At 66.0% G+C, this 26,181-nt stretch carries 28 protein-coding genes; 19 read left to right on the top strand and 9 right to left on the bottom strand.

Annotation, left to right across the window (positions count from 1 at the left end):
• Positions 1-7: 7 nt before the first annotated feature.
• Positions 8-340, bottom strand: coding sequence for a DUF3634 family protein (locus F467_RS0112310; RefSeq protein WP_026182187.1), 333 nt, complete (start codon positions 338-340; stop codon positions 8-10).
• Between the two features lie 225 nt (positions 341-565).
• Between F467_RS0112310 and F467_RS0112305 the strand changes: the two genes are divergently transcribed.
• Positions 566-922: a PilZ domain-containing protein gene (locus F467_RS0112305; protein ID WP_018138042.1), complete on the top strand. Its 357-nt coding sequence runs from the start codon at positions 566-568 to the stop codon at positions 920-922.
• 179 nt (positions 923-1,101) lie between these two features.
• Here the strand turns inward: F467_RS0112305 and F467_RS0112300 are convergent, their stop codons facing one another.
• A complete protein-coding gene (locus tag F467_RS0112300) occupies positions 1,102-1,911 on the bottom strand; it encodes a TIR domain-containing protein (protein ID WP_018138043.1) in 810 nt (269 codons plus the stop codon).
• 773 nt (positions 1,912-2,684) lie between these two features.
• On the opposite strand from F467_RS0112300, the gene katG reads away from it, so the two are divergent.
• Positions 2,685-4,877 carry a catalase/peroxidase HPI gene (katG, locus tag F467_RS0112295; protein WP_018138044.1) on the top strand — a complete coding sequence of 731 codons (2,193 nt, stop codon included), beginning with the start codon at positions 2,685-2,687 and terminating at the stop codon, positions 4,875-4,877.
• A 217-nt stretch (positions 4,878-5,094) separates the two neighbouring features.
• Here the strand turns inward: katG and F467_RS13845 are convergent, their stop codons facing one another.
• The gene (locus F467_RS13845; RefSeq protein ID WP_018138045.1) at positions 5,095-5,220 is read right to left on the bottom strand and encodes a hypothetical protein; all 126 of its coding nucleotides are present in this window, start codon (positions 5,218-5,220) and stop codon (positions 5,095-5,097) included.
• Positions 5,221-5,618: 398 nt separating this feature from the next.
• Here F467_RS13845 and F467_RS0112285 point away from each other — a divergent pair, with 398 nt between their 5' ends.
• Positions 5,619-5,993 (top strand): PilZ domain-containing protein, encoded by a 375-nt coding sequence (locus F467_RS0112285; protein ID WP_018138046.1) that lies wholly within the window; start codon positions 5,619-5,621, stop codon positions 5,991-5,993.
• A 99-nt stretch (positions 5,994-6,092) separates the two neighbouring features.
• Here the strand turns inward: F467_RS0112285 and corA are convergent, their stop codons facing one another.
• Positions 6,093-7,166 (bottom strand): magnesium/cobalt transporter CorA, encoded by a 1,074-nt coding sequence (gene corA / locus F467_RS0112280; protein WP_018138047.1) that lies wholly within the window; start codon positions 7,164-7,166, stop codon positions 6,093-6,095.
• A gap of 138 nt (positions 7,167-7,304) precedes the next feature.
• On the opposite strand from corA, the gene F467_RS0112275 reads away from it, so the two are divergent.
• Both F467_RS0112275 and F467_RS0112270 read left to right on the top strand, forming a co-directional pair.
• Positions 7,305-7,790: a universal stress protein gene (locus tag F467_RS0112275; protein WP_018138048.1), complete on the top strand. Its 486-nt coding sequence runs from the start codon at positions 7,305-7,307 to the stop codon at positions 7,788-7,790.
• Between the two features lie 16 nt (positions 7,791-7,806).
• The gene (locus F467_RS0112270; protein ID WP_018138049.1) at positions 7,807-8,061 is read left to right on the top strand and encodes a Smr/MutS family protein; all 255 of its coding nucleotides are present in this window, start codon (positions 7,807-7,809) and stop codon (positions 8,059-8,061) included.
• Positions 8,062-8,147: 86 nt separating this feature from the next.
• Here F467_RS0112270 and F467_RS0112265 read toward each other — a convergent pair whose 3' ends face one another.
• Positions 8,148-9,125, bottom strand: coding sequence for a patatin-like phospholipase family protein (locus F467_RS0112265; protein ID WP_018138050.1), 978 nt, complete (start codon positions 9,123-9,125; stop codon positions 8,148-8,150).
• A gap of 10 nt (positions 9,126-9,135) precedes the next feature.
• Positions 9,136-9,567: a hypothetical protein gene (locus F467_RS0112260; RefSeq protein ID WP_018862951.1), complete on the bottom strand. Its 432-nt coding sequence runs from the start codon at positions 9,565-9,567 to the stop codon at positions 9,136-9,138.
• A gap of 100 nt (positions 9,568-9,667) precedes the next feature.
• On the opposite strand from F467_RS0112260, the gene F467_RS0112255 reads away from it, so the two are divergent.
• Entirely contained in the window at positions 9,668-10,144 is a 477-nt protein-coding gene (locus F467_RS0112255; RefSeq protein WP_018138052.1) for a YbhB/YbcL family Raf kinase inhibitor-like protein, read from the top strand.
• A 208-nt stretch (positions 10,145-10,352) separates the two neighbouring features.
• Here the strand turns inward: F467_RS0112255 and F467_RS0112250 are convergent, their stop codons facing one another.
• On the bottom strand, positions 10,353-11,285 hold the full coding sequence (locus F467_RS0112250) for a carbohydrate kinase family protein (RefSeq protein WP_018138053.1): 933 nt from the start codon (positions 11,283-11,285) through the stop codon (positions 10,353-10,355).
• A 652-nt stretch (positions 11,286-11,937) separates the two neighbouring features.
• On the opposite strand from F467_RS0112250, the gene F467_RS13770 reads away from it, so the two are divergent.
• From F467_RS13770 to F467_RS0112200, 10 genes are all read left to right on the top strand, one after another.
• Positions 11,938-12,096, top strand: coding sequence for a hypothetical protein (locus tag F467_RS13770; protein WP_018138054.1), 159 nt, complete (start codon positions 11,938-11,940; stop codon positions 12,094-12,096).
• Positions 12,093-12,827: an ABC transporter ATP-binding protein gene (locus F467_RS0112240; RefSeq protein WP_026182188.1), complete on the top strand. Its 735-nt coding sequence runs from the start codon at positions 12,093-12,095 to the stop codon at positions 12,825-12,827. Before F467_RS13770 ends, F467_RS0112240 begins: the two co-directional genes overlap by 4 nt.
• A gap of 15 nt (positions 12,828-12,842) precedes the next feature.
• Positions 12,843-15,203, top strand: a complete 2,361-nt coding sequence (locus F467_RS0112235) for an ABC transporter permease (RefSeq protein ID WP_018138056.1) — start codon at positions 12,843-12,845, stop codon at positions 15,201-15,203.
• A 962-nt stretch (positions 15,204-16,165) separates the two neighbouring features.
• The gene (locus F467_RS0112230; protein ID WP_018138057.1) at positions 16,166-17,359 is read left to right on the top strand and encodes an efflux RND transporter periplasmic adaptor subunit; all 1,194 of its coding nucleotides are present in this window, start codon (positions 16,166-16,168) and stop codon (positions 17,357-17,359) included.
• A gap of 9 nt (positions 17,360-17,368) precedes the next feature.
• Positions 17,369-19,882: an ATP-dependent helicase HrpB gene (hrpB, locus tag F467_RS0112225; protein WP_018138058.1), complete on the top strand. Its 2,514-nt coding sequence runs from the start codon at positions 17,369-17,371 to the stop codon at positions 19,880-19,882.
• 293 nt (positions 19,883-20,175) lie between these two features.
• A complete protein-coding gene (locus F467_RS0112220; protein WP_017925782.1) occupies positions 20,176-20,397 on the top strand; it encodes a hypothetical protein in 222 nt (73 codons plus the stop codon).
• A 155-nt stretch (positions 20,398-20,552) separates the two neighbouring features.
• Positions 20,553-21,773: an AI-2E family transporter gene (locus tag F467_RS0112215; protein ID WP_018138059.1), complete on the top strand. Its 1,221-nt coding sequence runs from the start codon at positions 20,553-20,555 to the stop codon at positions 21,771-21,773.
• Between the two features lie 12 nt (positions 21,774-21,785).
• Positions 21,786-22,103, top strand: a complete 318-nt coding sequence (locus F467_RS0112210; RefSeq protein ID WP_018138060.1) for a YqjD family protein — start codon at positions 21,786-21,788, stop codon at positions 22,101-22,103.
• Between the two features lie 3 nt (positions 22,104-22,106).
• Positions 22,107-22,520 carry a phage holin family protein gene (locus F467_RS0112205; RefSeq protein WP_018138061.1) on the top strand — a complete coding sequence of 138 codons (414 nt, stop codon included), beginning with the start codon at positions 22,107-22,109 and terminating at the stop codon, positions 22,518-22,520.
• Positions 22,521-22,523: 3 nt separating this feature from the next.
• A complete protein-coding gene (locus F467_RS0112200; protein WP_018138062.1) occupies positions 22,524-22,826 on the top strand; it encodes a hypothetical protein in 303 nt (100 codons plus the stop codon).
• A 21-nt stretch (positions 22,827-22,847) separates the two neighbouring features.
• Here the strand turns inward: F467_RS0112200 and smpB are convergent, their stop codons facing one another.
• Positions 22,848-23,327 (bottom strand): SsrA-binding protein SmpB, encoded by a 480-nt coding sequence (smpB, locus tag F467_RS0112195; RefSeq protein ID WP_018138063.1) that lies wholly within the window; start codon positions 23,325-23,327, stop codon positions 22,848-22,850.
• Between the two features lie 233 nt (positions 23,328-23,560).
• Between smpB and F467_RS0112190 the strand changes: the two genes are divergently transcribed.
• Genes F467_RS0112190 through F467_RS0112180 form a run of 3 tightly spaced genes read left to right on the top strand, consistent with a single transcriptional unit; the run spans position 23,561 to position 25,780 of the window.
• Complete coding sequence (locus tag F467_RS0112190) at positions 23,561-24,919, top strand: sodium-dependent transporter (protein ID WP_018138064.1); 1,359 nt, start codon at positions 23,561-23,563, stop codon at positions 24,917-24,919.
• On the top strand, positions 24,919-25,359 hold the full coding sequence (locus F467_RS0112185; RefSeq protein ID WP_017925780.1) for a type II toxin-antitoxin system RatA family toxin: 441 nt from the start codon (positions 24,919-24,921) through the stop codon (positions 25,357-25,359). Before F467_RS0112190 ends, F467_RS0112185 begins: the two co-directional genes overlap by 1 nt.
• The gene (locus F467_RS0112180) at positions 25,349-25,780 is read left to right on the top strand and encodes an RnfH family protein (protein WP_018138065.1); all 432 of its coding nucleotides are present in this window, start codon (positions 25,349-25,351) and stop codon (positions 25,778-25,780) included. Before F467_RS0112185 ends, F467_RS0112180 begins: the two co-directional genes overlap by 11 nt.
• A gap of 15 nt (positions 25,781-25,795) precedes the next feature.
• Here the strand turns inward: F467_RS0112180 and F467_RS0112175 are convergent, their stop codons facing one another.
• Positions 25,796-26,158: an outer membrane protein assembly factor BamE gene (locus F467_RS0112175; RefSeq protein WP_018138066.1), complete on the bottom strand. Its 363-nt coding sequence runs from the start codon at positions 26,156-26,158 to the stop codon at positions 25,796-25,798.
• Positions 26,159-26,181 lie beyond the last annotated feature (23 nt).

Genomic DNA, 26,181 nt, shown 5'->3' with positions numbered 1-26,181 from the left:
CGGCCAGCTATCCGGTCGCGCGCATGCCGCCGCCACCTCCGCCGCCCGGCGGGGGCGTCCAGACGTTGCGAAAGGCCTGGTGGGTCTTTGCTGGCAGGTCGCGGGAGAAGCGCAGTTGCACGCCCGCGTCGGTGCGCACGGCGGCGATTCGGCCCCGCTTGAGCCCGAACTGGCGTGCCACGTCCTCGCAGCCACGCAGGAAGCCGGCCGGGGGCTTGCCGCGCCGCACGCGGGCCGTCCCGTCGCGCAGCTCCACCGAGAACACCTGCCGCGCATGCCAGAGCATCAGCGCGACACCCAGGCCCAGCAACAAGAGCATGATCAACAGCGTAAGGAGCATCACCGAATGGGGCGCCAAGTGGGACGAGAATCGGCGCCCAGTGTAGCGCACGCCATCCTGCGTCGATCGCATGTCACAGCGGCGAGCTGGGGTCTCCCGATGCGTGCGGGGCGAAGTGCGGGCGGTTCCGCATCGCCCGCGAGCCGGGGCCAGACGCATGTACTACAGTCCAAAGAAAGACACGAACATGCCGTAGCGGAATGAGCTGCGGAGGGAGTGTGGCCAATGGAGCTTCGCGAAGGGCGTCGCAGGGCGATCGGCATGACCGCCGAGGTGCAGACTCGATCCGGTGCCCCAGGGTATCGCGCCCGTGGCCGGGTCCGGGATGTCAGCCTCAGCGGGTTGTACTTGGAGCTGCCGATTTCCGGTCTCTCCGAGAATTCCAGAGTGCGGCTGATTGTAAGCCCTGAAGAAGCGCCCGACGGCCGGACCCATGTCTGGCATTGCATCGTCATGCGCCTGGACGAGAACGGCGCGGGCGTGATGTTCGAAACGGAAGACCCGACCAACGTCGACGGCCTCCTCGACCTGATGCGCGAGCGCCTCGGGCTCTCACCCCCGAGGCGCCCATTTGGCGGGTGAAATGCCCCGTTTAAGCCTCAGGAACCGCCTTTGAGGGACCGAAAGTCTCGTTCCTACAGAGGGTTGCCGTGGTCCAACCCCGTTATATATTCGCTTAGAGTCATATACCCACGGATGAGCCGTAACGTATGCCATCAGCCGCGCGAAGTAAGAGGGTCGGATGGGTGTCGATTTTAATATCATACTTTTACATTGTATCCACCCGCTTTCAGCTCCTTAATTATCGAGTATCCACTTTCTTCAATGCTGGTCGTATATTGTTTGTACACCAAGCCGCCCAAGTCGCTAGGTAGCACGACGGAACCAGTGTGAAGACAGCAGACTCTGTTTCGCCCCAGCTTCCCAACGAAGTAGCCGAACTCGAATATAACGTTCGGCCTTGATCGGATTTCGATCTGTCGGTCACTTTCTGGAACCTCGGCTTCAGATGCTAGATACGCAAACTCATCTGGCGTCAAGAGCACGAAGACGTACCCGACATCGCTGTGGGCTTCGAATTTCTCTATTACCGTCCGCCCTTCGTCCGCCTTGCGGTGCAGTACCACCGGCTCCAAGCCCAGTTCTGTAAGGAATATTTCCATCTCCTGCTTTGCGCTCTCATCATGTCCATGAACAATGAAAACCTTGCTAGAACGTGGTTTCCCATCCGGACTTACGTCCAATGCTCCCACTTCGGGCAGTACCTCATCAGCCACGCTAGCCCGTGCCGACTTTAGCGAACTCAGTATCATGGTTTTCGCATTGGTGAACTTTTCTTCGCCAAATCCGAGAACGCGAATAACAAGGCCCTTTTGCAAGGTTTGAGCCGGGACTGAGTCTTGGCCAAATTTAGCCTCCAAGAAGGTCCTTGCGCGAGACTGCCATACGACCCACTCCTCGGAGTACGCAGCTGGGTATCCGTGACGGGAAGTGGTGGCGCGAAAGTTCTCGTACGTGAACTTTTCGCCTTCACTAATTAGCTCATCTAGGGTATCTAACATTGCGGGCATGTGGGTATTCCTCTCAACGGTGATTGGGTGGCTCGGATGGAGATTGGATTAACGTGCGCGCGTATTCAGTTCGATATTCAGCCGAGTGGGGGGGGGCAATGAAATCAGTCAGCTAGCGAGTGTCTGACGTGGTGTTCGGTGCCCGGGTATTTTGCGGAAGTGCGGAGTGGTTCGGTGGTCCGTCCATGTGAAGTAGTTCCGTTTCTATATGGTTACGACCTTATCTCTTTTTAGTTTGGTTGCACTGTACCGATATGTAGTGGCGTTTGGCTCCTATGAGGGTTTGTGATCCGTATGTTGTGTCATTGGGGGGGTGGACGTTGGTCCACTGGCGGCTTGTGGTGTGAGTCGCGCGTTACGCTTTGCGCGGCGACCGGGTTGGTGGGCTACTCGCTGCATGGTGGCGAGGCCGGTGTGGGAGGGGTTGGGGTGAACGGGAGGCCAGGGGGTTGGTCGGACTGGGTAGCCGTATCCGCGGATGTTGAAAGTGAGCAGGATAGGGATGTTGGTGGGGGCAAGGAGTGAAGGTCGTCCACCCTGTGCGCAATCCGCAGCACTCGGCGGCGCGATAACCACGGGCTATCGCCGGGATGGGCAATCTCAACTGGTACCCATGACGCCTGGGGCCTACCTTCATAGAGAGACGGGCAGCAAGCCGTTCTTCGGCCGGTTGGAATCCGGAGTGGAATGGCTCGCGGCCCTAAAGAAAGCCATTGCCGTGTAGACGGATGGCGGTTTCCGAAAGACGAACGAACACGCTCAACGCAGCGAACATGGAGAACGACATGGGTGAGCAGCAGAACATGGGCAAGTGCCCGGTCATGCACGGTGGCCAGACCACCGAGGGCCACTCCGTCACGGAGTGGTGGCCGGAGTCGCTAAATCTGGACATCCTGCATCAGCATGACCGCAAGACGAACCCGATGGGCGAGGACTTCGACTATCGGGAAGAGGTGAAGAAGCTCGACTTCGAGGCCCTGAAGAAGGACATGCACGCGCTGCTGACCGAGAGCCAGGCGTGGTGGCCGGCTGACTGGGGTCACTACGGCGGGCTGATGATCCGCATGTCCTGGCACGCGGCGGGTACCTACCGGATCGCCGACGGCCGGGGTGGCGGTGGCACCGGCAACCAGCGCTTCGCGCCGATCAACAGCTGGCCGGACAACGCGAGCCTGGACAAGGCGCGCCGCTTGCTGTGGCCGCTCAAGAAGAAGTACGGCAACAAGATTAGCTGGGCCGACCTGATCATCCTGGCCGGTAATGTGGCCTACGAGAACATGGGTCTGAAGACCTTCGGCTTTTCCTTCGGACGCGAGGACATCTGGCACCCCGAGAAGGACACCTACTGGGGGGCGGAGAAGGAGTGGCTGGCACCGTCCGACGAACGCTACGGCGACGTCGAAAAGCCCAACACCATGGAGAACCCGCTGGCGGCCGTGCAGATGGGTCTGATCTACGTGAACCCGGAAGGGGTTAACGGTAAGCCTGATCCGCTGAAGACCGGCGAGCAGGTGCGCGAGACATTCGCCCGCATGGCGATGAACGACGAGGAGACCGCGGCGCTGACCGCCGGCGGCCACACCGTGGGCAAGTGCCACGGCAACGGCGATGCCGGCGCGCTGGGGCCGGAACCGGAAGGGGCCGATGTCGAGGAGCAGGGCTTCGGCTGGAAGAACCCCAACATGCAGGGCAAGGCCGCGAACGCCATCACCTCCGGCATCGAGGGAGCCTGGACCAAGAACCCGACCCAGTTCGACATGGGCTACTTCGAAGCCCTGCTCGACCACGAGTGGGAGCTCAAGAAGAGCCCGGCCGGCGCCTGGCAGTGGGAGCCGGTGGACATGAAGGAGGAAGACAAGCCGGTCGACGCCACGGATCCGTCCATCCGCCATAACCCGATCATGACCGATGCGGATATGGCGATGAAGATGGACCCCGTCTACCGCAAGTACATGGACGCGTTCCGCAAGGACGCCGAGTACTTCAAGGACTGCTTCGCCCGCGCCTGGTTCAAGCTGATCCACCGCGATATGGGCCCGAAGACCCGTTACATCGGGCCGGACGCGCCGCAGGAAGATCTGATCTGGCAGGACCCGGTGCCGGCCGGCAACACGGACTACTGCGTGGAGGCCGCCAAGCAGAAGATCGCCGCGAGCGGACTGAGCATTGCCGAGATGGTCGCGACCGCCTGGGACAGCGCCCGTACCTTCCGTGGCTCCGATATGCGCGGTGGTGCCAACGGTGCCCGCATCCGCCTGGCGCCGCAGAAGGACTGGGAAGGCAACGAGCCCGAGCGCCTGGCCCGTGTGCTCAAGGTCTACGAGCAGATCTCCGCCGAGACCGGGGCCAGCGTGGCCGACCTGATCGTGCTGGGTGGTAGCGTGGGCATCGAGCAGGCGGCCCGGGCGGCCGGTCACGATGTGCTGGTGCCGTTCATCCCGGGCCGGGGTGACGCCAGCGCCGAGATGACCGACGCCGACTCCTTCGAGCCGCTGGAGCCGCTGGCCGATGGCTTCCGCAACTGGCTGAAGAAGGACTACGTGGTCAAGCCGGAAGAGATGCTGCTCGACCGGGCCCAGTTGATGGGGCTGACCGCGCCGGAGATGACCGTGCTGATCGGCGGTATGCGCGTGCTGGGCACCAACCATGGTGGCAGCCAGCATGGTGTGTTCACCGACCGTGAAGGTCAGCTGACGAACGACTTCTTCGTCAACCTGACCGACATGGCCTACGCCTGGCAGCCCGCGGGCAACGGCGTGTACGAGGTGCGCGATCGCCAGGGCGATCAGGTGAAGTGGACGGCCAGCCGCATCGACCTGGTGTTTGGTTCCAACTCCATCCTGCGTAGCTACGCCGAGGTGTACGCCCAGGATGACAACGAGGAGAAGTTCGTGAAGGACTTCATCCAGGCCTGGACCAAGGTCATGAACGCCGACCGCTTCGACCTGGAGCAGTACCAGCAGTAAGGCCCGAGCCGGGCGGTTCGCCCGGTTCAGATCAAAAGGCGCCCGGGGTTATCCCGGGCGCCTTTTTGTTGCGCAGTGCGAAACCTCTCGGCGTGCCCCCGACGCCCGGGCCGCCCAGGGGGATCGCCACGTCGCTGCGCTCCTCGCATGACGGTGCTTCTCTTACCCGTCATTGCAAGGTCCCGCAGGGGCCGCGGCAATCGGCGGGAGCGACCCGCTATCCGGTCGCGCGCATGCCGCCGCCATCGCACAACTCGACCGAAAACACCTGCCTTGCGTGCCACAGCATCAGCGCGACGCCAAGGCCCAGCAGGGCGAACACGATCCGCAACGTGAGCAGCATGGTGGGTAGCGGCACCGAACGGGCTGGGGTTGGCGGCCGAGTGAAGCGTATGCCATCCGGTGCCCCTTGCCTCCCGCTGTCACCACCTTCGGAGTTGATGCGGCAGGTGGTCTGCCAACAGAACGGTGGGCGTACTTTTTCCCATTCGCTGGGGGGGGCAGGCCGTGCCTGGTACCCCGGGGGGAATTTCTGGAGCTAAACGCGCCTTACAGGACCACAAAACTGCCACTGCTCTGTATAAAACCTATTGAATTCAATTTACTACCGTAGCCTTATCCCGTCTTGAGTCTTGGTGCCCGGAGTGTCCGGCACCGTTAACTCCCTATCCGGATGCATTAGAGTCTGGGGCCGCGAAACGACAATCCAGTGCCCGATGGGGCCAAGACGGGAGTTAGATAATGGATCTTCGAGAGGGGCGTCGCAGGGCCGTCCGTGTGGAAGCCGAGGTGGAGACTCTGGCCGGCGACTCTGAGTACAGAGCAAGCGGCCGGGTCCGCGATGTCAGCCTTAGCGGGTTGTATCTGGAACTGACGGATTCGGTTGTCTCGAAAAATACGAGACTGCGGCTGACCGTGAGCCCGGAGGAGTCCGGGGATGACCGGGCCCACGTCTGGCATTGCATCGTGATGCGGCTGGATGAGCACGGCGTGGGAGCGATGTTCGAGCCTGAAGATCCGTTTGCGGTCGATGGCCTGCTGGATCTGATGCGCGAGAGTATTGGCCTCCGCTCGGTCCAGGATGGTCCGCGGCATGACAGTCTCTGTACACCGTAGACACCACGGGATCACACCTGGCCGTTTGTTCTCGGGACCGACCAGGCGCAGGCAGAATCCTATCGGCCAGAGGGCTGGCCTCCTGCAGGTGATTGGGGGTTACAGCCAGCGGCGGCGGCGGAACAGGTAGAGCATGCCGAGGACGATGGCGAGCATGATGCCAAGCAGGACGGGATAGCCGTAATAGGTGTAGAGCTCGGGCATCGACCACGGGCTGTCGGGGTGGTCGAAGTTCATGCCGTAGATGCCGACGATGAACGTGAGCGGGATGAAGATGGTGGCGATGATGGTGAGCACGCGGATCACGTCGTTGGAGCGCTGGTTCACGGCCGAGAGGTAGGCCTCGATCAGGCTGGAGGCCATGTCGCGGTAGGACTCCAGCAGGTCCATGATCTGGATAGTGTGATCGTGGACGTCACGCAGCCAGGGCATCATCTCGGGGCCGAACGGGTCCTGGTCGTCGCGCATCAGGCGGGTGATCACGTCGCGCGTGGGCCAGAGCTGGCGGCGCAGCACCAGCAGCTCGCGGCGCACGACATGGATGCGGCTCAGGGTGTCGTGGTTGGGCTGCGAGAGCACGCGTTCTTCCAGGTCTTCGATGCGGTCGCCCAGTTTCTCCATCAGCGGGAAGGCCTGGTCCACGACGACATCCATGAGGGCATAGGCCAGGTACGGGGTTCCCAGGCGGTTGAAGTTGCGGTTGGTGCCGCGCATGCGCTGGCGGATGGGCTCGAACGGGTCGGTCTCGCCGCTGTGCACGCTGATCACGAACTGCGGGTGCACGAACAGGTTGAACTGCTCCAGGCGCACGCTATCGCCGTCCAGCTGCGGCTGGTTGAGGATGATCACCGCATAATCGCCAAAGTAGTCGAGCTTGGGGCGCTGGCCGCGATGGCGCACGTCCTCCAGCGCGAGGGGGTGCAGCGCGAAGGCCTCGGCCAGTTGCTGAAGCTGGCGTGGGCCGGGTGTTCCCTGGAAGTGCAGCCAGACGAATCCGTCCACCGGCGCACCCTCATGCATCACGGTTTCCGGGTCCTGGGGGTTCAGTTGTTCGTTGTGGTAGTGCCAGGCGGAAACAACGGCCTCGGAAGGGTGAGGGTGTTCGTGAGCGTGCACCCCGTGGCCCGGGGCTGTGCCGGGTTGCGGGTAGGTCTTCTCGAACAGTCGTGTCATGGGTTCTTCCGGGGCTGTGTTGTCCCGAGTATAGGGCGTTGACGGGCGCAGACGACACGCGGATGCGGTGGCGCGGCGACTCTGGCAGGCTGGGGCACTGGGCCAGCGCGATGGCCTGTAACGAGGAGCGCGGAGCCGATGGAACTGAAGACCATGCTGGTGCCGGTGGACGGCTCGGCCAACGCCTGGCGCGCGGTGGAAGTGGCAGCGGATCTGGCCGCCAAGTATCAGACGCGGGTGGTGCTGGTCAGCGTGCTGCTGCAGGGCGAGGTGCCGCCGCATATCCGCAAGCTGTCGGAGCTGCCCGATCCGGACGACCCGCCCCTGGCGGTCGGCGGTGCAGCCATTGGATCCGCGGTGCCGCCCAAGGTGTTGCGCGACATAGCGAAAAAGCTGGTGGAACAGGCGCACGAGTACTTCGCCGAGCTGGGCGTGACGGATATCGGCCATCATATCGAGGATGGCTCGCCCGCGAAGGTGATCCTGCAGCAGGCCGAGTACCACGATGTGGACATGATTGTGATGGGCTCGCGCGGGCTGGGCGGGTTGCAGGGGCTGCTGGCCGGTAGTGTGTCGCACAAGGTGCAGCAGCTGGCGCGCTGCATCGTGGTGACGGTGAACTGAGCGCCGTTGGTTAGCGATGTCACGACTGTCCATCGACCTGCACGAGTGCTTTCGTAACGGGCGCAAGATCGATGCGGCGCTCAACGGCGCAATCGAAGAGGCCTGCGACAAGCGCATCAAGACGGTGGAGATCATCCACGGCAAGGGCAGCGGGCAACTGAAAAAGCGCGTGCTGCGTTTCCTGCAGCAGCCGGAGATCAAGCAGCGCTACCACCGGGTGGAGAAGGACTCGAAGAACCACGGCCGCCTGTTCGTGCATTTCAAGCACTGAGCAGGCCGTTTCGCCTTTCCTGTAGGAGGCCAGCCCTCTGGCCGATGGGGCGCCGACAAAAACCCATCGGCCAGAGGGCTGGCCTCCTACGGGGGGTGGGGCGAACGCTGTTGGTGCCCCAGGCTGCGTTCGGCGAGGTGGTAGCCGAGTTCGATCATCTCGCGGGCGCGGTGGAAGTCGAAGATGCCGCAGGCGTTTACGGGCACCTCGATCAGGTGTTCGGGGTTGTAGGCGGCGATGCGAAAGCGCGCGATCGAGCCCTGCATGGCCTCAATGGAGTGGGAGACGACGTCGATCATGCTGAGCGCTCGGGCCTCCTGCGCGCGGCTCATGCCGTCGGTCGTGGAGCCCAGGCCCAGCTTGCCTGGCCAGTCCTGTAGCCAGCCGCCGACCCGGTCCGGCAATACGTCCTGCAGCCGCTGATTCAGGCGGCTGCGTCCCAGTTTTTCGGCCTCGACGTCATCGAAGGCATTGGGGCGGGTGACGCGCGTGAGTTCGTCGCCCATGCGCCCGTTCATGCTGACGGCCACGGTGATGTCGGTGTGGTCGTTCAGGGTCGGCGCGATGGGTACCGGGTTCAGCAGGGCGCCATCCACCAGCAGCCGTCCGCGATGGCGCACCGGGGTGAACACGGTGGGGATGGCGATGGAGGCGCGAATGGCGTTGAACAGCGAGCCGGAGTTCAGCCAGACCTCGCGTTCGCGCTCGATGTCGGTGGCCACCGCGGTAAAGGAGATCGACAGCTCTTCGATGTCGATGTCGCCCAGCATGTCGCGCAGTTTGCCGATCAGGCGGTCGCCCCGGATCAGCCCGGCACCGCGAAACGAGAAGTCCAGCAGCCGCCAGACATCCTGACGGCGAAGGGTCTTTACCCAGTCCTCGTAGATGTCCAGTTTGCCCGCTGCGTAGATGCCGCCGATCAGGGCGCCCATGGAGGCACCCGAGATGGAGCGAATGCGGTAGTCGGAGTGCTCCTCCAGCCAGCGGATGACCCCGATCTGCGCCAGGCCGCGGGCGCCGCCGCTTCCCAGTACGAGCGAAATCGACTGTTCGTGATCGTCCATCGTCGGGTCGCTAGGAAGAGGCGTCGCTCAGCAGGAAGTCGTGCAGCGTTCGGGCGGACTCCGTGGCCGACTCTTCCAGGCGCACCTGCCACACGGCCACTGGGTGTTCCGGCGACCATTCGCTGATCACCACCAGCCCCGAATAGACGTTCGTGCCGCGGACCGTACCGACGGTGACGCGCCCGGTATCGTCGCCGAACAGGCGGACTTCGAACTCCGAACCGGGCGTGGGCAGGGACCAGTACCCGTTCTGGCCTGTCTCGCGGAATTCTTCGTCGGAGGGATGCACCGCCTCGCCAAAGTGGCGGCGCAACAGTGGTACGGCGAGACGGTGGGGCAGGCCCAGCACGGTCTCGATCCCCGATCGGCCGCGGTCGATCGCGCGCGCAGCCCCGGTTAGGGGGTCTTCTCGGCCCAGCCAGCGTTTTACAGCATTCAGCATGCCCTCGATGATCCGCGTGACGGCGGGCGGCTGCAACCGGTTGGTGCGGGCCCGGGGCGCGCGTTAGGGTGGCGGGTACGCATTGATCAGGAGATTGGCGATGGGTTTTGCACTGTCCGACCTGCAGCTGTCCAGTTCCGCGTTCGGTCCGGGTCAGCCGATCCCGAAGCGCCATACGGGCGAGGGCGAGGACACCTCGCCAGCGCTCAAGTGGAGCAACCTCCCGCGGGAAACGCGTTCGCTGGCCGTCATTTGCCATGATCCGGATGCCCCGCTGATCAAGTCCGGCACCTACGGCTTTGTGCACTGGGTGCTCTACAACCTGCCGCCGGATACCGACGGCCTGCCCGAGGCGGCTACGCTGGGCGATGTCGGCGAGAACGACTTTGGCGGCACCGGCTACGGCGGCCCGATGCCACCCGAGGGCCACGGCAAGCACCATTACTTCTTCTGGCTGCTGGCGCTGGACCGCGACCTTCAGCTCCCTGCCGGCCTCACGCTCTGGCAGTTCCTGGAGCGCGCCGAGCCCCACGTGATCGGCATGAACCGCCTGGTCGGCACCTACCAGCGCGACTAGCCCTGGAGTCACAGTTCTTATTGTAGGAGCCGCCTTGGCGGCGAAGCCCCTGCCAGAGCCGGGCGCAGGCAGGGGCTTCGCGTGCAAGCACGCTCCCACGGGGCAGGGGTCGGAGCGGGTGCCATCCACAAAAAAGGCCCGGACCGAGGAAACTCGGGCCGGGCCTTTTGCGTTCCCGGGCGGAGTGCCCGGGGCGGCGTGAGGTCGCTTAGTAGCGGTAGCCGAAGGCCTTTTCGAACTTGTCGGCAAATTCGGTGGCAGTGAAGTGGTGGTTCTGGGTGCCGGAGTGGGCGATCTTGATCGAGCCGATCAGCGAGGCGATGCGGCCGGTGGTTTCCCAGTCGTAGCCCTGTTCCAGGCCGAACAGGATGCCGGCGCGGTAGGAGTCGCCACAGCCGGTCGGGTCCTTGATCGCGGCCGGTTCGACCGACGGGATGGTGATCTTCTTGCCGCCGGTGTAGATGTCGGAGCCCTCGCCACCGCGGGTGACGATCATTGCGTCGACCATCTCGGCCATCTGCTCCAGGCTCAGGCCGGTGCGGTCGGAGGTCAGCTGCGCTTCGTAGTCATTGAACGCGGCATAGGTCGCCTGTTCCATGAAGCGCTTCAGGTCGTCGCCGTCGAACATCGGCAGGCCCTGGCCCGGGTCGAACATGAACGGGATGCCGGCCTCGGCGAACTGCTGGGCGTGCTCGATCATGCCGTCACGGCCGTCCGGGGAGACGATGCCGACCTTGATGCCGTCGGCCTCGGTGACCTTCTGCTGGTGCGAGAAGCCCATTGCGCCCGGGTGGAAGGCGGTGATCTGGTTGTCGTCCTGGTCCGTGGTGATGAACGCCTGACCGGTGTAGGTGTCGTTCAGCTCCTTGATGTGCTTGCGCGAGATGCTGTGCTTGTCCATCCAGTCGGCATAGGGGGCGAAGTCGCCGCCGACGGTGGCCATGATGGTCGGCTCGCCGCCCAGCAGCTTCATGTTGTAGGCGATATTGCCGGCGCACCCGCCGAACTCGCGACGCATGTCCGGGACCAGGAAGGACACGTTCAGCATGTGCACCTTGTCCGGCAGGATGTGGTTCTTGAAGCGGTCGGGGAACACCATGATGGTGTCGTACGCGATGGACCCACAGATGAGTGCGGACATGTTGACTCCTTGCGTTGTTGAAACGGGTTGGCATGGCACCGCTTGTGGTGCCAAAACGGCTCTGCGGCGCGCGATTTCGGGATGCTCGGCGCGTCTGCGGCAGGCCGGACGGTGCGCATAGGGTAAATATTTGGGCGCAAAACAACAAATCGGGGGCCCCCGCGACGCCGTTCGTGCCACCGTCATCGCGAGTCGCGAAGCGAGGTGGCGATCTCCGGTCGAAGCCACCTGTTCCTGCGTGCAGACAGCTTTGGCCGATTGCCACGTCGCCTTCGGCTCCTCGCAATGACTTTGCTTTTGCCCCCCGTCATTGCGAGGAGCGCAGCGACGAAGCAACCTCCGAAAGCTGGCGGGGCGTCCACGATTTGCCCTGGCTGACAGCCTCAGGAGATTATTCGCTTCGCTCTCCATGCGGGCCGGCCTGCGGCCATTCAACGCGCTGCGCGCGTTTGTGCCACGGCCCCTGAAGGGGCCTCGCAATAACGGGACAGGAAACAACGCCATCGCGAGGAGCCGAAGGCGACGTGGCGATCTCCGGGCGTAACCCCGACGTTGGCCTGGCCTGGCCGGGGCGGTGGCGCTGCTTTTGGCGACGCCGTGCCGGAGGCTTTGTGGCAGCATTGGGGTACTGTCGCGAGCGAGGGCCTGTCCGATGAAACCACGTGTCCTGATCCCGATCCTGATCATTCTGCTGTTGCTGCTGAGCCTGTGGTCCATGAGCCTGGATGGCGAGGGCGGCATCCTGCCGAGCGCGCCCGAGCCGGGGGCCTCGGCACCGCAAACCACGCACCTGGTGGCCGCTCCCGCATGAGCGCGTCCCCGGCCCCCGTGGCCACGCGGGAGACGATCTTTCGCGCGGCGGGGGTGACCAAGGTCTACCGCATGGGCGAGGTGACCATCCACGCCCTGCGCGGGGTGGACCTGGAGCTGTACACCGGTGAGCTGGTGGTGATGCTGGGGGCCTCGGGCTCCGGCAAGTCGACGCTGCTGAACATCATGGGCGGGCTGGACACCGCGACCGAGGGCGAGGTGCGCTACCGCGACCAGGACCTGGCGCAGGCCTCCGAGCGCACGCTGACGGCCTTTCGCCGTGACCATGTCGGCTTCGTGTTCCAGTTCTACAACCTGATCGCCAGCCTGACCGCGCGCGAGAACGTGGCGATCGTCACCGAGATCTCGCGCGACCCGATGTCACCGGAGGAGGCGCTGGCGCTGGTCGGGCTGGAGGACCGCATGGACCACTTTCCCTCGCAGCTCTCCGGTGGCGAACAACAGCGCGTGGCCATCGCCCGCGCGATCGCCAAGCAGCCGGCCGTGCTGTTGTGCGACGAGCCGACCGGCGCGCTGGATTCGAAGACCGGTATCCGTGTGTTGGAGGTGCTGCAGCACATCAACGAGCGCCTGGACACGACGGTGGCGATCATCACTCACAACGCGGTGATCGGCGAGATGGCCGACCGGGTGATCCACCTGAGCGATGGGCGCGTGAGCGAGATCCACGAAAACGCCACGCGCCAGTCGCCGGCCGAGCTGCACTGGTAGCGACCGCGGCCGACCATGCGCGCGCTGAACCGCAAGATCCTGCGTGACCTCGGCCACCTGAAGGGGCAGGCGGCGGCGATCGCACTGGTGATCGCCAGCGGCGTAATGACCCTGGTGATCGCCGTGACCAGCCTCGACGCCCTGACGATCACCAAGGACCGTTTCTACTCGGAATACCAGTTCGCCGATGTATTCGCGGAGATCACGCGCGCGCCGGAGAGCGCGGTGGAGCGCTTTCGCGATACGCCGGGGATCAACCAGATCGAGACCCGGGTGCAGGCCCCGGTGCGCCTGGAGGTCGCCGGTTTTGACGATCCGATCCGCGGCACGGTGCTCTCCATACCGGACGGCGGCGAGCCACTGCTGAACCGGCTCTATCTGCGCGAGGGGCGGCTGCCGGAGGCCGGGCGCGAGCGCGAAGTGGTCGTCAGCGAGGCCTTCGCGGAGGCCCACGAGCTGCGGGCCGGCGATTCCCTGCGCGCGATCATCGACGGGCGCCTGACCGATCTGCAGATCAGCGGCATCGCGCTGTCGCCGGAGTTTGTCTATCAGATCAGCCCCACCGACCTGCTGCCGGACTACGAACGCTACGGCATCCTGTGGATGAACCGCCGCGCGCTGGCCGCCGCCTACGGCATGGAGGGGGCGTTCAACTCGGTGGCCGTAAGCCTGGAGGCCGGCGCGGACCCGGCCCCCGTGATCGAGGCGATGGACCGGGAACTGGCGCCCTACGGCGGCATGGGGGCCTATGGCCGCGACGACCAGTTCTCGCATCGCTTTCTGTCCGAGGAGCTGACCCAGCTGCGGGCGCAGGCGGCGATCCTGCCGACCATATTCCTGGCCGTCGCGGCGTTTCTGCTGAATGTCGTCGTCGGGCGCATCATCCGCTCCCAGCGCGAACCGATCGCCGTGCTCAAGGCCTTCGGCTACGGCAACGGCGCGATCGCCGGGCACTATGCCCTGCTGACCGGCGGCATCGTGCTGGTGGGCTGCGCCCTGGGGCTCGCGTTCGGGGCCTGGGCCGCACAGGGCCTGGCCGGGATCTACGCCGAATACTTCCGCTTCCCCGAGATGAGCTTTCGCCTGCAGGGCTGGGTGATGGTGCTGGCGGTGGGTGTGGCCATGGGCGCGGCGATGCTCGGCACCTTCCGCGCGGTCTGGCAGGCGGTGCGCATGCAACCGGCCGAGGCCATGCGCCCGCCGGCCCCGGAACGTTTTCATCGCGGCTGGCTGGAGCGCTCGGCGGCCTGGGGCGCGTTCGACCAGCCGACCCGGATCATCCTGCGCAACCTCGCGCGCCACCGCCTCAAGTCCGTGCTGTCAGTGATCGGCATCGGCCTCTCCGGCGGGCTGCTGCTGATGGGCGCCTACCAGCTGAACGCGGTGACCCAGATGCTGGACACCCAGTACGGGCAGGTGCTGCAGATGGACATCGACCTGCAGTTCACCGATCCCGTGCCGGCGCGCGCGGCCGGCGAGCTGCGTCACGAGCCGGGCGTGCTGGCGGTGGAGACCTTCCGCGCGGTACCGGTGCGGCTGGTCGGCGTGAACCGCGAGGAGCGCGTGCGCCTGCTGGGGCTGGACGCCGAACCGCGCCTGCGGCAACTGCCGATGGGCGGCGGGCGCGGGCGACTGCCGGACGAGGGCATCCTGCTGACGGATTATCTGGCCGAACAGCTCGGGCTGCACGTGGGCGACCCGGTGGAGGTGGAGATCCTGGAGGGGCGCCGCCGCACCGTCTCGGTGCCGCTGGCCGGTGTGGTGGAGGAGCCCATCGGTGTCGGGGCCTATATGTACCGCCCGGCGTTGAACCGCCTGATCGGCGAGGGCCCGGCGGTCTCCGGTGCCTGGTTGCTGACCGACCGCGCACAGGAGGATGCGCTGTTCCGCAGCCTGTCCGACCGCCCGCGGGTCGCCAGCGTTGGTCTGATCGCGGAGGCCGAGCGCAACATCCGCCAGTACATCGGCGAGACCATCATCGTGTTCGCGATGGTGTTCGTCGCGCTGGCCGTGTCCATTGCCTTTGCCGTGACCTACAACAACGCACGCATCACCTATGCCGAGCGCGCCCGCGACCTGGCCACGCTGGAGGTGCTCGGCTATTCGCGCGGCCAGGTCAGCTGGATCCTGCTCGGCGAGATCGCGATGCTGACCCTGGCCGCGATCCCGGTCGCCTGGCTGACCGGCACGGGCTTCGCCTGGCTGCTGAACCAGGCCTTTGCGATGGACCTGTTCCGCGTGCCGCTGGTGATCACGCCGCAGGCCTACGGCTTCGCCGCACTCGGCATCCTGGTCGCGGCCAGTCTGACCGCCTTTCTCGCCTGGAGGCGTCTGCAGCAGCTCGACCGTGTGCAGGCCCTGAAGGCGGCGGAGTAGCGGTCGTTGTTGCCCGCCTTTTTTGGCTGGATCTGGTTCGGCATCTGGTGTTTACGGTGGCCTTGGTCCACCGCCTGCCAAGCGCTGTCTCGGCAGCGCACCCCGAGCCCGAGGTACTTCTTTGCTCGTGCAAAGAAGTACCCAAGAAACACGCCCGACTGCCGCGAGCCCGGCCCGCTGTGCGGGCCGGGGTTTCCCTCGCTCCGAGGCTTTTCGCGGGCGGCGCTGAAACTCGCTGCGCCTTCGGCTCCGCTCAGACAGTCAGCGCCTCTCTTCCCGCGAAAACCCTCTCCACTCGGCGCGACGACAACGGGGGTGAAGGTCCAAACAACGGCTGTCCCAGCGGCGTAGCACATGGATGGAGGCTGGGTCTTCCGACATCTTGGGCACGCGCGGCCTACGGCCATGGCGTGCCGCGCCCGCAAGCGGGCGCTAAGGGTAGGATGCCGATGAGCGCAGCGAATCGCATCAGGGTTGCCCCGACGTTGGAACGGTGCGTTTCGCTGTGCTCAATCGCACCCTACGGCGTTGGAGTTAAGTACAAGCGCGGGGAGACCTTCTGTTTTGACCTTATCCCCCCGTATGAAGCCCCTTGCGGAGGGGTCCTCGGGACGGAAAAGAGGCGCTGACTGTCTGAGCGGAGCGTAGCGCAGCGAGTTTCAGCGCCGCCGGCCTGGCGCGGCCGGAGCAAGGTTCCTGGGCGAATCCCGGGCGTGTTTCTTGGTTACTTCTTTGCACGAGCAAAGAAGTAACTCGTGGCGCGCTGCCGAAACAGCGCATGGCAGGCGGCGGACAGAAGCCACCGTAAACACCGGATGCCGGACCATGCCTAGCCTCACAGCGGCTGGTTGCCAACCACCGTTCAGGTGATAACCGAGGGTGGCACTTTGCAGATATACGCTCCGACACGCCGGGCGATGAGGGGGGAAGCGCGGAGTGGCGGGATTTGCGAGACTGATCCTATGGCGATGAAAAAGCGAATCACGGTTGGGCTCATCGTGCTGGCAGGGGTGGCCGCGCTGGTATGGGCGCTGCGCCCGCAGCCGGTGCCGGTATCGCTGACCACGGTCGAGGCCGGCCCGTTCGAAGAGACCGTGCGCGAGGAAGGGCGCACGCGGCTGCGCGACACCTTTACGGTGTCGGCGCCGATCGCCGGCTTCCTGCATCGCGTCCGGCTCGAGGAGGGCGATGCCGTCGAGCTCGGCGACGCGCTCTTCCGCATGGAGCCTTTGCCGACCCCGGCGCTGGATGCACGTTCGCGTGAGCAGGCGCGCGAGAATCTCGCCGCTGCTCGGTCGCGGCTTCGAAGCGCCGAGGCGAATCTGGAGAACCTGCAGTCGGAGGCCCGCTTCGCGGAATCGGAATATCGCCGTTATCAAGAGCTGTTCGATCGGGGTGCGGTTTCCGCCACCGAGGTGGAGCGTATGGAGACCGCACGCGATCGGGCGCGCTCGGCGGTTCGCGCCGGCGAATCCGCGGTGGAGGTCGCGCGCAGCGAGGTCGAGAGCGCGCGGGTGGTGCTGGATATTGCCAGTGGACAGATGCCGGAGTCCGAGGCCGATGCCCTGACGGTTCGTTCGCCCGCCGCAGGCGTGATCCTGGAGCGGTATCGCTGCTGCGAGGGCACGATCGGGGCCGGCGAGCCGGTGCTGGTCGTGGGCGATCTCGACGACCTCGAGGTCCAGGTGGACCTGCTGTCCATGGACGCGGTGCGCGTGGTGCCCGGCATGCGCGTGCGGCTGACCGACTGGGGCCGCGATGCCGAACTGGAGGGCACCGTACGCCGGGTGCAGCCGTTCGGCTTTACCAGGATCTCCGCGCTGGGCGTGGACGAGCAGCGCGTGCCGGTGATCCTCGACCTCGACGCGGTGGAGGCCCGCATGGCCGGGCTGGCGGTGGGCTACCGCGTGGAGGCCGAGTTCCTGCTGTGGGAAGGGGATGAGGTGCTGCAGGTTCCGACCAGCGCGCTGTTCCGCGACCGCGGCGAGTGGTCGGTGTTCGTGGTCGAGGACGGCCGTGCCGAGCCGCGCCAGGTCGAGGTGGGGCGTCGCTCGGGCTTCGCCACGCAGATCCTCGAGGGCCTGGAGGCGGGCGAGCGTGTGGTCACTCGCCCGGGGGACCGCGTGCAGGCCGGTACGCGCGTGGTCGCGAACTGACCGCTGTAGATGGCGAAAGAGTTGAATGAGGCGCCGCAGGCCCGGGCGCTGGAAGACCTCCTGGACCCCCTGGATGCCGCGCTGCAGACGCGCGGTGCCGCCGTGCTGGTGGCCGAGCCGGGCGCCGGCAAGACCACGCGCGTCCCGCTGCATCTGGCCGCCTCCAGCCCCGAGGACCGGGTGATCGTGCTGCAGCCGCGTCGACTGGCCGCGCGCATGGCGGCGACCTTCATGGCCGCGCAGCTGGGCGAAGCGGCCGGGCAGACGGTCGGCTATCGCGTGCGCGACGAGCAGAAGGTCTCGGACCGCACCCGGGTGGAGCTGGTCACCGATGGGCTGTTCCTGCGGCGCATCCAGGGTGACCCGCTGCTGGAAGGGGTTGGCACCGTGGTCTTCGACGAATTCCATCTGCGCCGGCCGGAGGCCGAGCTGGCGCTGGCCTTTGCGCTGCAGGTGCGTCGGCTGCTGCGCCCGGAGCTGCGCATCGTGGTGATGTCGGCGACCCTCGACGACGAGGCCGTGGCCCGGCTGCTGGCCGGACCGGAGGCGGATGCCGTGCCGGTGCTGCGAGCGCGTGGGCGGCAGTTCCCGGTCGAGGTCCGTTACGCCCCAACGGCGAAGGATGCCCCGCTGGCTGACGGCGTGGCGCAGGCGGTTCGCGACGCGCTGGCGGCGGAGACGGGCTCGATCCTGGTCTTCCTGCCCGGCGAGCGCGAGATCCGCGAAGTGGCCGCGCGCCTGGGTGAGGGGGTGGACACGGCCTCCGGCCCCGCGCAGATCGCGCCGCTGTTCGGGCGGCTGTCGGCGCAGGAGCAGGCCCGGGCCGTGCGCCCGGCGCCCGCGGGCGAGCGCAAGGTGGTGCTGGCGACCGACATCGCCGAGACCTCGCTGACCATCGAGGGCGTGCGCGTGGTGATCGACGCGGGGCTGTCCCGCGAGCCGCGCTTCGATGCCGCGACCGGGCTCTCGCGCCTGGTGACGCTCCCGGCCTCGAAGGCCGCCGCCGAGCAGCGCGCCGGGCGTGCCGGACGCACCGAGCCCGGCGTCGCGATCCGCCTGTGGGCGCGGGCCGACGAGGTCGCGCGCCCGGACTACGCGACGCCGGGGATGCAGCAGGTGGACCTGCTGCCGCTGGCCCTGGAACTGGCCGGCTGGGGCGAGGCGGTGGCCGAACTGGACTGGCTTGAGCCGCCACCCGCGCAGGGCCTGGCCTCCGCGCAGGCGGTACTCGCGGAACTGGGTGCGGTGGATGCCACCGGTCGGATGACCGGGCATGGGCGGGCCCTGCTACGCCTGCCGACCCACCCGCGGCTGGCGCACATGCTGTTGCGGGGCCGCGAGCGGGGGCTGGCACGCCTGGCCTGCGAACTGGCGGTAGCCGTGGAGGAACCGGGTGTGGCCGGGCCGGGGGCTCCGCTGGAGCTGGGTGCGCGCCTGGAGCGCGCGCGGCGCTCCGGTGGCCGGGCCTGGCAATCCGGGCTGCGGCGTCTGGAGCAGGCGCTGGCGCGAGCCGGGGACCGCCCCGCCGTTATGGATGCGGTACTGGACGAAAGCACGGCGGTGGGCGTGCTGGCGGCGCTGGCCTGGCCGGAGCGCATCGCACGCCGCCGTGGCGAGGCTGCCGGTCGCTTCGTGATGGGGAATGGTCGCGGCGCGTGGCTACCGGAACGCGAGCGTCTGGCGCATGCCGACTACCTGGTGGCGGTGGACTGCACGGATGCCGACCGCGAGGCCCGCATCCGCTGTGCGGTGGCGCTGGATCTGGCCGCACTGGAGCAGGAGGCGCCGGAACTCTTCCACCGCGAGACGCGCTGCGACTGGGTGGAGGACGGCGCGCGGCTGGAGAACGCGCGGATTCGACGGATCGGCACGCTGGTGGTGGAGCGGCAGATGGTCGCGCTGGACGACCCCGCCGCCACCGTCCCGCGTTGGTGCGAGCGGCTGCGCCGCGAGGGCCTTGCACTGATGCCCTGGGATGACGCCGCGACCCAGTTCCGTGCGCGCATCCAGCTGTTGCACGAAACCATGCCGGGGGCCGGTTTTCCGGATCTGCGCGACGACGCGCTGCTGATGACCCTCGAGGACTGGCTGGGGCCGTATCTGGCAGGGACTACACGGCGCCGGGATCTGGAGCGGCTGGATCTGGCGGCGATCCTGCGCGCGCGGCTGGACTGGGGCCACCAGCAGCAACTGGAGCGGGAGGCGCCGGCGCGGATCGAAGTCCCCTCCGGTTCCGCTCACCGCATTGATTACACGCAGGACCCGCCGGTGCTGGCGGTTAAGCTGCAGGAGCTGTTCGGCCTGGGCGAGACGCCCCGGGTGGCGGGCGGCCGCGTGGCGCTGGTGCTGCACCTGCTGTCGCCGGCACGGCGGCCGGTGCAGGTCACCCAGGATCTCGCCAGCTTCTGGGAGAATGGATATCCGGAGGTGCGCCGCGAGCTGAAGGGGCGTTATCCGAAACACCCCTGGCCGGAGGATCCATGGAATGCGCCGGCCACGCGGCATACGAAGCGGCGCGGCTAGGAAGAGTCGGGTCTGGCGGGGGCTTCGCCTGCAAGCAGGCTCCCACAGGAGCTTGAGCAACACAGGACGCTGTGCGTCACCCTCTGTGTCGTCATCCCGGAAACCGCGGAGCGGTTAGCCGGGATCTCGGGCGTCGGGGTGGTGCATGGCTGCGGAGATCCCGGCTCTTCGCTGCGCTGCGGCCGGGGTGGCGAAGTGGGGTGCGGCGGCGGGATGACGATGCGGCGGGTGACGTTCTCGGGTAGTGTCGCGTTCAGAGCCTACCCGGGCCGAGTGCGAGGAAACGAACCGCGATGCTGAAGTTCCTGACCGTTGTCCTGATCCTGCTGTTTGTCTGGTGGCGGGTATCGCGCTGGCTGGAGGTGAGGCGGCGGCGGGCGCGCGGCGAGGATGTTTCCTACGAAGTGCGGGTGAAGGGCTTTCGCCCGATCACGATCCTTAGCGTCATCTTTCTGATTCTCTACGGGGGATACGTGATCTGGTTTGCCCTGACGGAGTGGGCGGATTTGTTCTAGCTGATTGAATCAGCGTCCCTCGGGAGGGGCCGCGCGTACTCGGGCCTGGGTCGAGCGCCATATTTTTGTGATGCAGTGCCTGAAACGATGGTGCGCACCGTGGCAGATCATGGCCGGGTGGTTACGGTCGAACGACCCCCTCATGCGAGCCCTCCGTGGAAAACCAGCCGCAATCGAATATCGAATTCAGCGCCTTCGAGCGGACCTTGTTCCGCTATGTCGCTGTGCTCGCCGCCTTCATGGTGCTGACCGGGCTGGTGGCCCTGCTGGTCTGGTTGCTGGGGCAGGTGGTGTCGTTTTTCTACGCGCTGCTCTTGCCGCTGTCGGTGGCCGGGGTGCTGAGCCTGATCCTCTACCCGGTGGTGCGCTGGCTGCAGCGGATTGCGGGATTCTCGCGGATGGGGGCGGTGAGTTCGCTGTTCGGTGTGGTGTTGATTGCGCTGGTGGTTGTCGCCGTACTGGTGGTGCCCACGGCGAGCCATCAGGTTCAGGAGTTCATCAAGGGTGCCCCGGAGCTGGCGGAGAATGCCTACGAGTCATTCTCGCGCAATTTCCCTGACGCCACCGAGCGCGTGGCCTCGATGCTGGAGGACCTGGATCTCCAGAGCATCATGCCGAACCTGGAGGGTGTGGGCTCGCAGCTGATGCACTACGTGACGGTAGTCGTCGGGCTGGCCTTTGTGCCCTTGTATCTGTTCTTTGCGCTGCTGTCCGGCGAACGCCTGAAGGAGGGCGGGCGCGAGGTCTTGTCGGTCTTTCGGCCCCAGACCCAGCGCGAGCTGATGTTCCTGGGCCGCCTGTTTGTCGGCTATGTGACGGCGTTCTTCCAGGGGCAGGTGGTGATCGCCCTGATCATGGGGGTTCTGCTGGCCGCCGGGTTCTCGCTGATCGGCCTGCAGGCGGCGATCCTGTTCGGGTTGATGCTGGGGTTTCTCAATATCGTGCCCTATCTGGGGACGATCGTCGGCTTGACGCTGGCTCTTCCGGTGGCCTATCTCCAGCCTGAGGGTGGCGGATTGACCCTGGTTGCGCTGGTGCTCGTGGTGTTTGCCCTGGTGCAGCTGATCGAGAGCTGGCTGCTCACGCCGAAGATCATGGCGGATCGCTCCGGACTGCATCCGGCGATTGTCGTGATCTCGATTTTCTTCTGGGGGACGGCGCTGGGTGGCATCATCGGCATGATCCTGGCTGTGCCGTTGTCGGCGTTTGTGGCCAGCCTCTGGAAACACTTCAGGGTCAAGTGGAGTACGGCCCTGGTGGATACCTCGGAAGTGGCCGAGGAAGACCCGGAAATCCTGACGGGGTTGAGTGGTTTCGATGACCCTGCAACCAATTCCGCGGGGGATGGGTCGGAAGATGATCCAGGCCCGCGATAGGGAGTGCGTGTAATGGCAACGACGAAAAGCAGCAGTGCGAAGAAACAGGACGAAGCGGAGCATGATGCCTCCACCACTGAACGTGTGGCGGCCCAGGCCCACGAGGCCGTGGACCGCGTGGCGGAGCATGCCGGTACGGCCGAGGAACGCATCCGCGAGGGCCTTTCGCATGCGGATGAAGAGGTTCGCGAGCGGGCGGAGAAGGCGCGTCAGAGTTCCGAGGACGTCTTGCGCGTGGTCGGCAACTACGTACGCGACAACCCGCTGACCGCGATCGGCCTGGCCTTTGTGGCGGGGACCCTGTTCTCGGCCTTGACCCGCCGCAAGTAGGCCATGGCCGCGCAGGACGACGGGCCGGCGCGCGAGCGACCGGACTCCGATACCGCCGATCCCGGGGACGTAATGCAGGACCTCGGCCGTATCCTGGGGGATTCGCGCGAGCTGCTGGGGACCGAGACCCGACAACTGGTGCGCAATGCGGTGGGGGTTATCGTGTTTGCGGTGGTGCTGGGGCTGCTGCTGGTCACGGTGTGGCTGGCGCTGGTCGCGGCCGTGGTGATGCTGCTGCAGGCCTATGCGGGGGTGTCGCCGGCGTTGTCGCTGGTGATCGTGGCGGCGCTGACCGGCGTGCTGGCGTGGCTGGTTGCGCGCGGCATTGGCCGGCTGCTGCACGGCATGACCTACCCGGAGACGCGTGCCCTGGTACGGAATCTGGTCGCGCGGCCCGAAAGCCAGGATACCGAGTAGCTCATGGCTGGCACCTGGCTGGGCCTGCGGGGCCGTTCTCGCGAACTGCGCCTGCGGCTGCAGGGTGAGGTCGACGAACTGCGCGACGATGTGCGTGCCACCGGCTGGTGGCGCGCGCTGCAGCGTCTGGGTTCACCGGAGATGATCCCCAGGGCGTTCCTGCTGGGATTTGCAGTCGATCAGCTGCGCGGACTGCGCCTGCTGCGGCCCGTGAAGGCACTGACAGCGGGTGTGCTGGCGGTGACGAAGCTGAGCTGGCTGACCCGGCGCTGGTGGTGGAAGGGCCGGACTCATCCGACCGAGTAAGGTCGAACCCCGGTTTCTCCTTCAGCCGCTCTTGAGGATGCGCGCTCGCTCGCGTTGCCAGTCCTTGTCCTTCTTGGCTGCGCGCTTGTCGAAATCCTTCTTGCCCTTGGCCAGGCCGATCTCCAGCTTGGCGCGGCCATGTTTCCAGTACAGGGCCATGGGGACCAGGGTATAGCCCTTGCGCTCCACCGCGCCGATCAGGCGGTTGATCTCCGAGCGGTGCAGCAGCAGCTTGCGCGTGCGGCTCGGGTCCGGGTTGATATGGGTGGAGGCGGTGGGCAGCGGGGTGATGTGGGCCCCGAACAGGAACGCCTCGCCCTTGCGTAGCAGCACGTACGCCTCGCTGAGCTGGGCGCGCCCGGCCCGCATGGACTTGACCTCCCAGCCCTGCAACTCCAGCCCCGCCTCCAGGCGGTCCTCGATAAAGAAATCGTGGCGCGCCTTGCGGTTCAGCGCGATGGTGTTGGAACCGGCGTCCTTTTTCTTCTTTGGCTTTCCCATGGCCCGCGCAGTGTACTGCACGCGCGGGGCGAAAGCCGAGGAAACACGCACGAACGTACAGGATCGCGGACGCGTCGCGGGTCGGCGCTTGCCGCGTACAGTTGAGCCCGTGGGAAGCCTGCCCCACAATTCCGGGCGACTCGAAGCCCCGCTTGTGCCGCCTGCGCCGTTGACCGCAACTCGATCTGGCTGCGCTGAACGATGGAACGGGTACCACCAACAAGGAGCCGCTGATGCCTGCCACGACTTCCATCCACGGTCAGTGGACGACCCGCCTGGCCTTTATCCTCGCGGCCACCGGGTCGGCTGTCGGGCTTGGCAACATCTGGCGTTTTCCCTATATCGCCGGCGATAACGGTGGCGGGGCCTTCGTGCTGGTTTACCTCGGCTGCATCCTGCTGATCGGCCTGCCGGTGATGATGGCGGAGATCCTGCTGGGGCGGCGCGGCCGCCAGAGCCCGATCAATACGATGGTGACGCTGGCGCGCGAAGAGGGCCTGAGCCGTGGCTGGGGCATGATCGGGTGGATCGGTGTGCTCGCCGGGTTCCTGATCCTGTCGTTCTACAGCGTAGTGGCCGGTTGGTCGCTGTCCTATGTGTTCAAGTCCGGCACGGGCGGCTTCTTGGGCCTGGATGCGGATGGCTCGGAGGCCATGTTCGACGGCCTGCTCTCAAATCCCGAGGCCCTGCTGGCCTGGCATACGATCTTCATGGTGATGACTGCGATGGTGGTCGCGCGCGGCGTGCAGTCCGGTCTGGAGAAGGCCGTGACCATCCTGATGCCGCTGCTGTTCGTAATGCTGGTGGTGATGGTCGGCTACGCGATGGTGGAAGGGAACTTTATCGCGGGGCTGGAGTTCCTGCTGTACCCGGATTTCTCGGCGCTGACGGCCAACGCGGTGCTGCTGGCGATGGGGCAGGCGTTCTTCACGCTGAGCCTCGGCATGGGCGCGATCATGATCTACGGCAGCTACCTGCAGAGCGACGCCTCGATCGCGAGGACTTCGGCGGCCGTGGTGGGCGCCGACACCCTGGTGGCGATCATGGCCGGGCTGGCGATCTTCCCGATCGTGCTGGGCGCGGGCCTTTCGCCGGAGCAGGGGCCGGGCCTGATCTTCGTCACGCTGCCGCTGTCGTTCGCGGAGATGCCGGGCGGGCTCTACTTCGGGACGATGTTCTTTGTGCTGCTGGTGTTCGCGGCCTGGACGTCGTCCATCTCCATCATCGAGCCGGCCGTCGCCTATCTGGTGGAGAATGTCGGCATGACGCGCGTGGCCGCGAGCGCCAGCATTGCTATCGCCGCCTGGCTGATGGGAATTGGCGCGCTGCTGTCGCTGAACGTCTGGTCGGATTACACCCTGTTCAACATGGGGATCCTGGACCTGCTGGACTATGTGACTGCTAACATCCTGCTCCCGCTGGGCGGGTTTCTGATCGCGGTATTCGTAGGCTGGCGCATGACCGAGCGCTCGGTCCAGTCCGAGCTGCGCATGAAACTCGGGGGTCTGTACCAGATCTGGTATTTCCTGGTGCGCTTCGTGGCCCCGATTGCCATCCTGTTTGTGTTCCTGCGCGCGGTGGAGCTTATTTGATGTCCTCGACAGTCCGGCGCTCGGCGGAGGTCCCGTACTCCCGCGAGCAGATGTTCGACCTCGTTAATGACGTGGATTCCTACTCGGAATTTCTGCCGGGTTGCCGCAGCTCGCGTGCGCGCATGCGCGGAGAGGATGAGGTGGAAGGGACCATCGAGATGGCCAAGGGCGCCCTGCACAAGTCGTTCACCACGCGCAATCGCGTGCAGCGCCCCGAGCGCATCGACATCCGCCTGGCAGACGGGCCGTTTCGTCGCCTGCACGGCACCTGGAGCTTTACCGAGCTGGACAATGGCCAGACGCGTATCGCGCTGGAGCTGGAATTCGAGTTTGCCAGCCGGCTGATGTCGTTCGCGATCGGGCCGATCTTCCACCAGCTCGCCAACTCTTTTGTCGACGCCTTTGTGCGGCGCGCGCGCGAGGTCTACGGTGCCCGATGATCAGGATGCCGTTAGCCCCGAGGCGGGGCACGGCACAATCCGTATCGAGGTCGCTTATGCACGCCCCGACCGCCAGGTGATCCTGCCGTTGGTCGTGCCCGAGGGCACGACCGTGGACGCGGCCCTGCGCCAGTCGGAGATCGACGCCCAGTTCCCGGAGATCGATCTGGAAAACGCCAAAGTGGGGATCTTCGGCAAGCTCACCCGGCGCGACACGGTGTTGCGCCCGAAGGATCGCATCGAGATCTACCGCCCGCTGATCGCCGACCCGAAAGAGGTGCGTCGTCAGCGGGCCGGCAAGAACCGGAAGAAGCCCGGCAAGGGGGACGCGCAGAAGGCCGGCGATCAGGCGTCCGCAAAGCCCGCGGGCGAGAAGCCGGAGGACGGCGCCGGGGGCGGCAAGGATTCGGCCGGCGATTGAGCCGGCCGGTTGCGATCAGTTGTCGTCGAGCTCGACCGGGTACTGGTCCAGCGCGATCGGCTGCGGCACGTCGGAGTCGACGTAGCTGACTACGCCATTCTCGAAGAACACCGTTACGCGGCGCTGCTCCGTCGGCCCGATCCCGGGACGGCGATAGTAGACGTAGTCCCAGCGGTCTTCGCGCTTGAACGCGCCGTCGATCTGCGGCGTACCCATCAGAAAGCGGACCTGCTGCGGGGTCATGCCGGGCTGGATCTGGGCGACCTGTGTCGCGTCGATGACGTTGCCCTGCTGTACATCGAGGCGGAACTGATTGAAGCCACTGCAGGCGGTGAGCAGGCTTGCAGCCACGGCAATAGAAATGAGAATCTTGATCATCGAGCCGGCGGGTCCCCAGAAGT

It is taken from the genome of Thioalkalivibrio sp. ALJ12 (assembly GCF_000378305.1).
In the GTDB taxonomy this organism is placed as follows: domain Bacteria; phylum Pseudomonadota; class Gammaproteobacteria; order Ectothiorhodospirales; family Ectothiorhodospiraceae; genus Thioalkalivibrio.
This window is presented reverse-complemented; position numbering and strand designations above follow the sequence as displayed.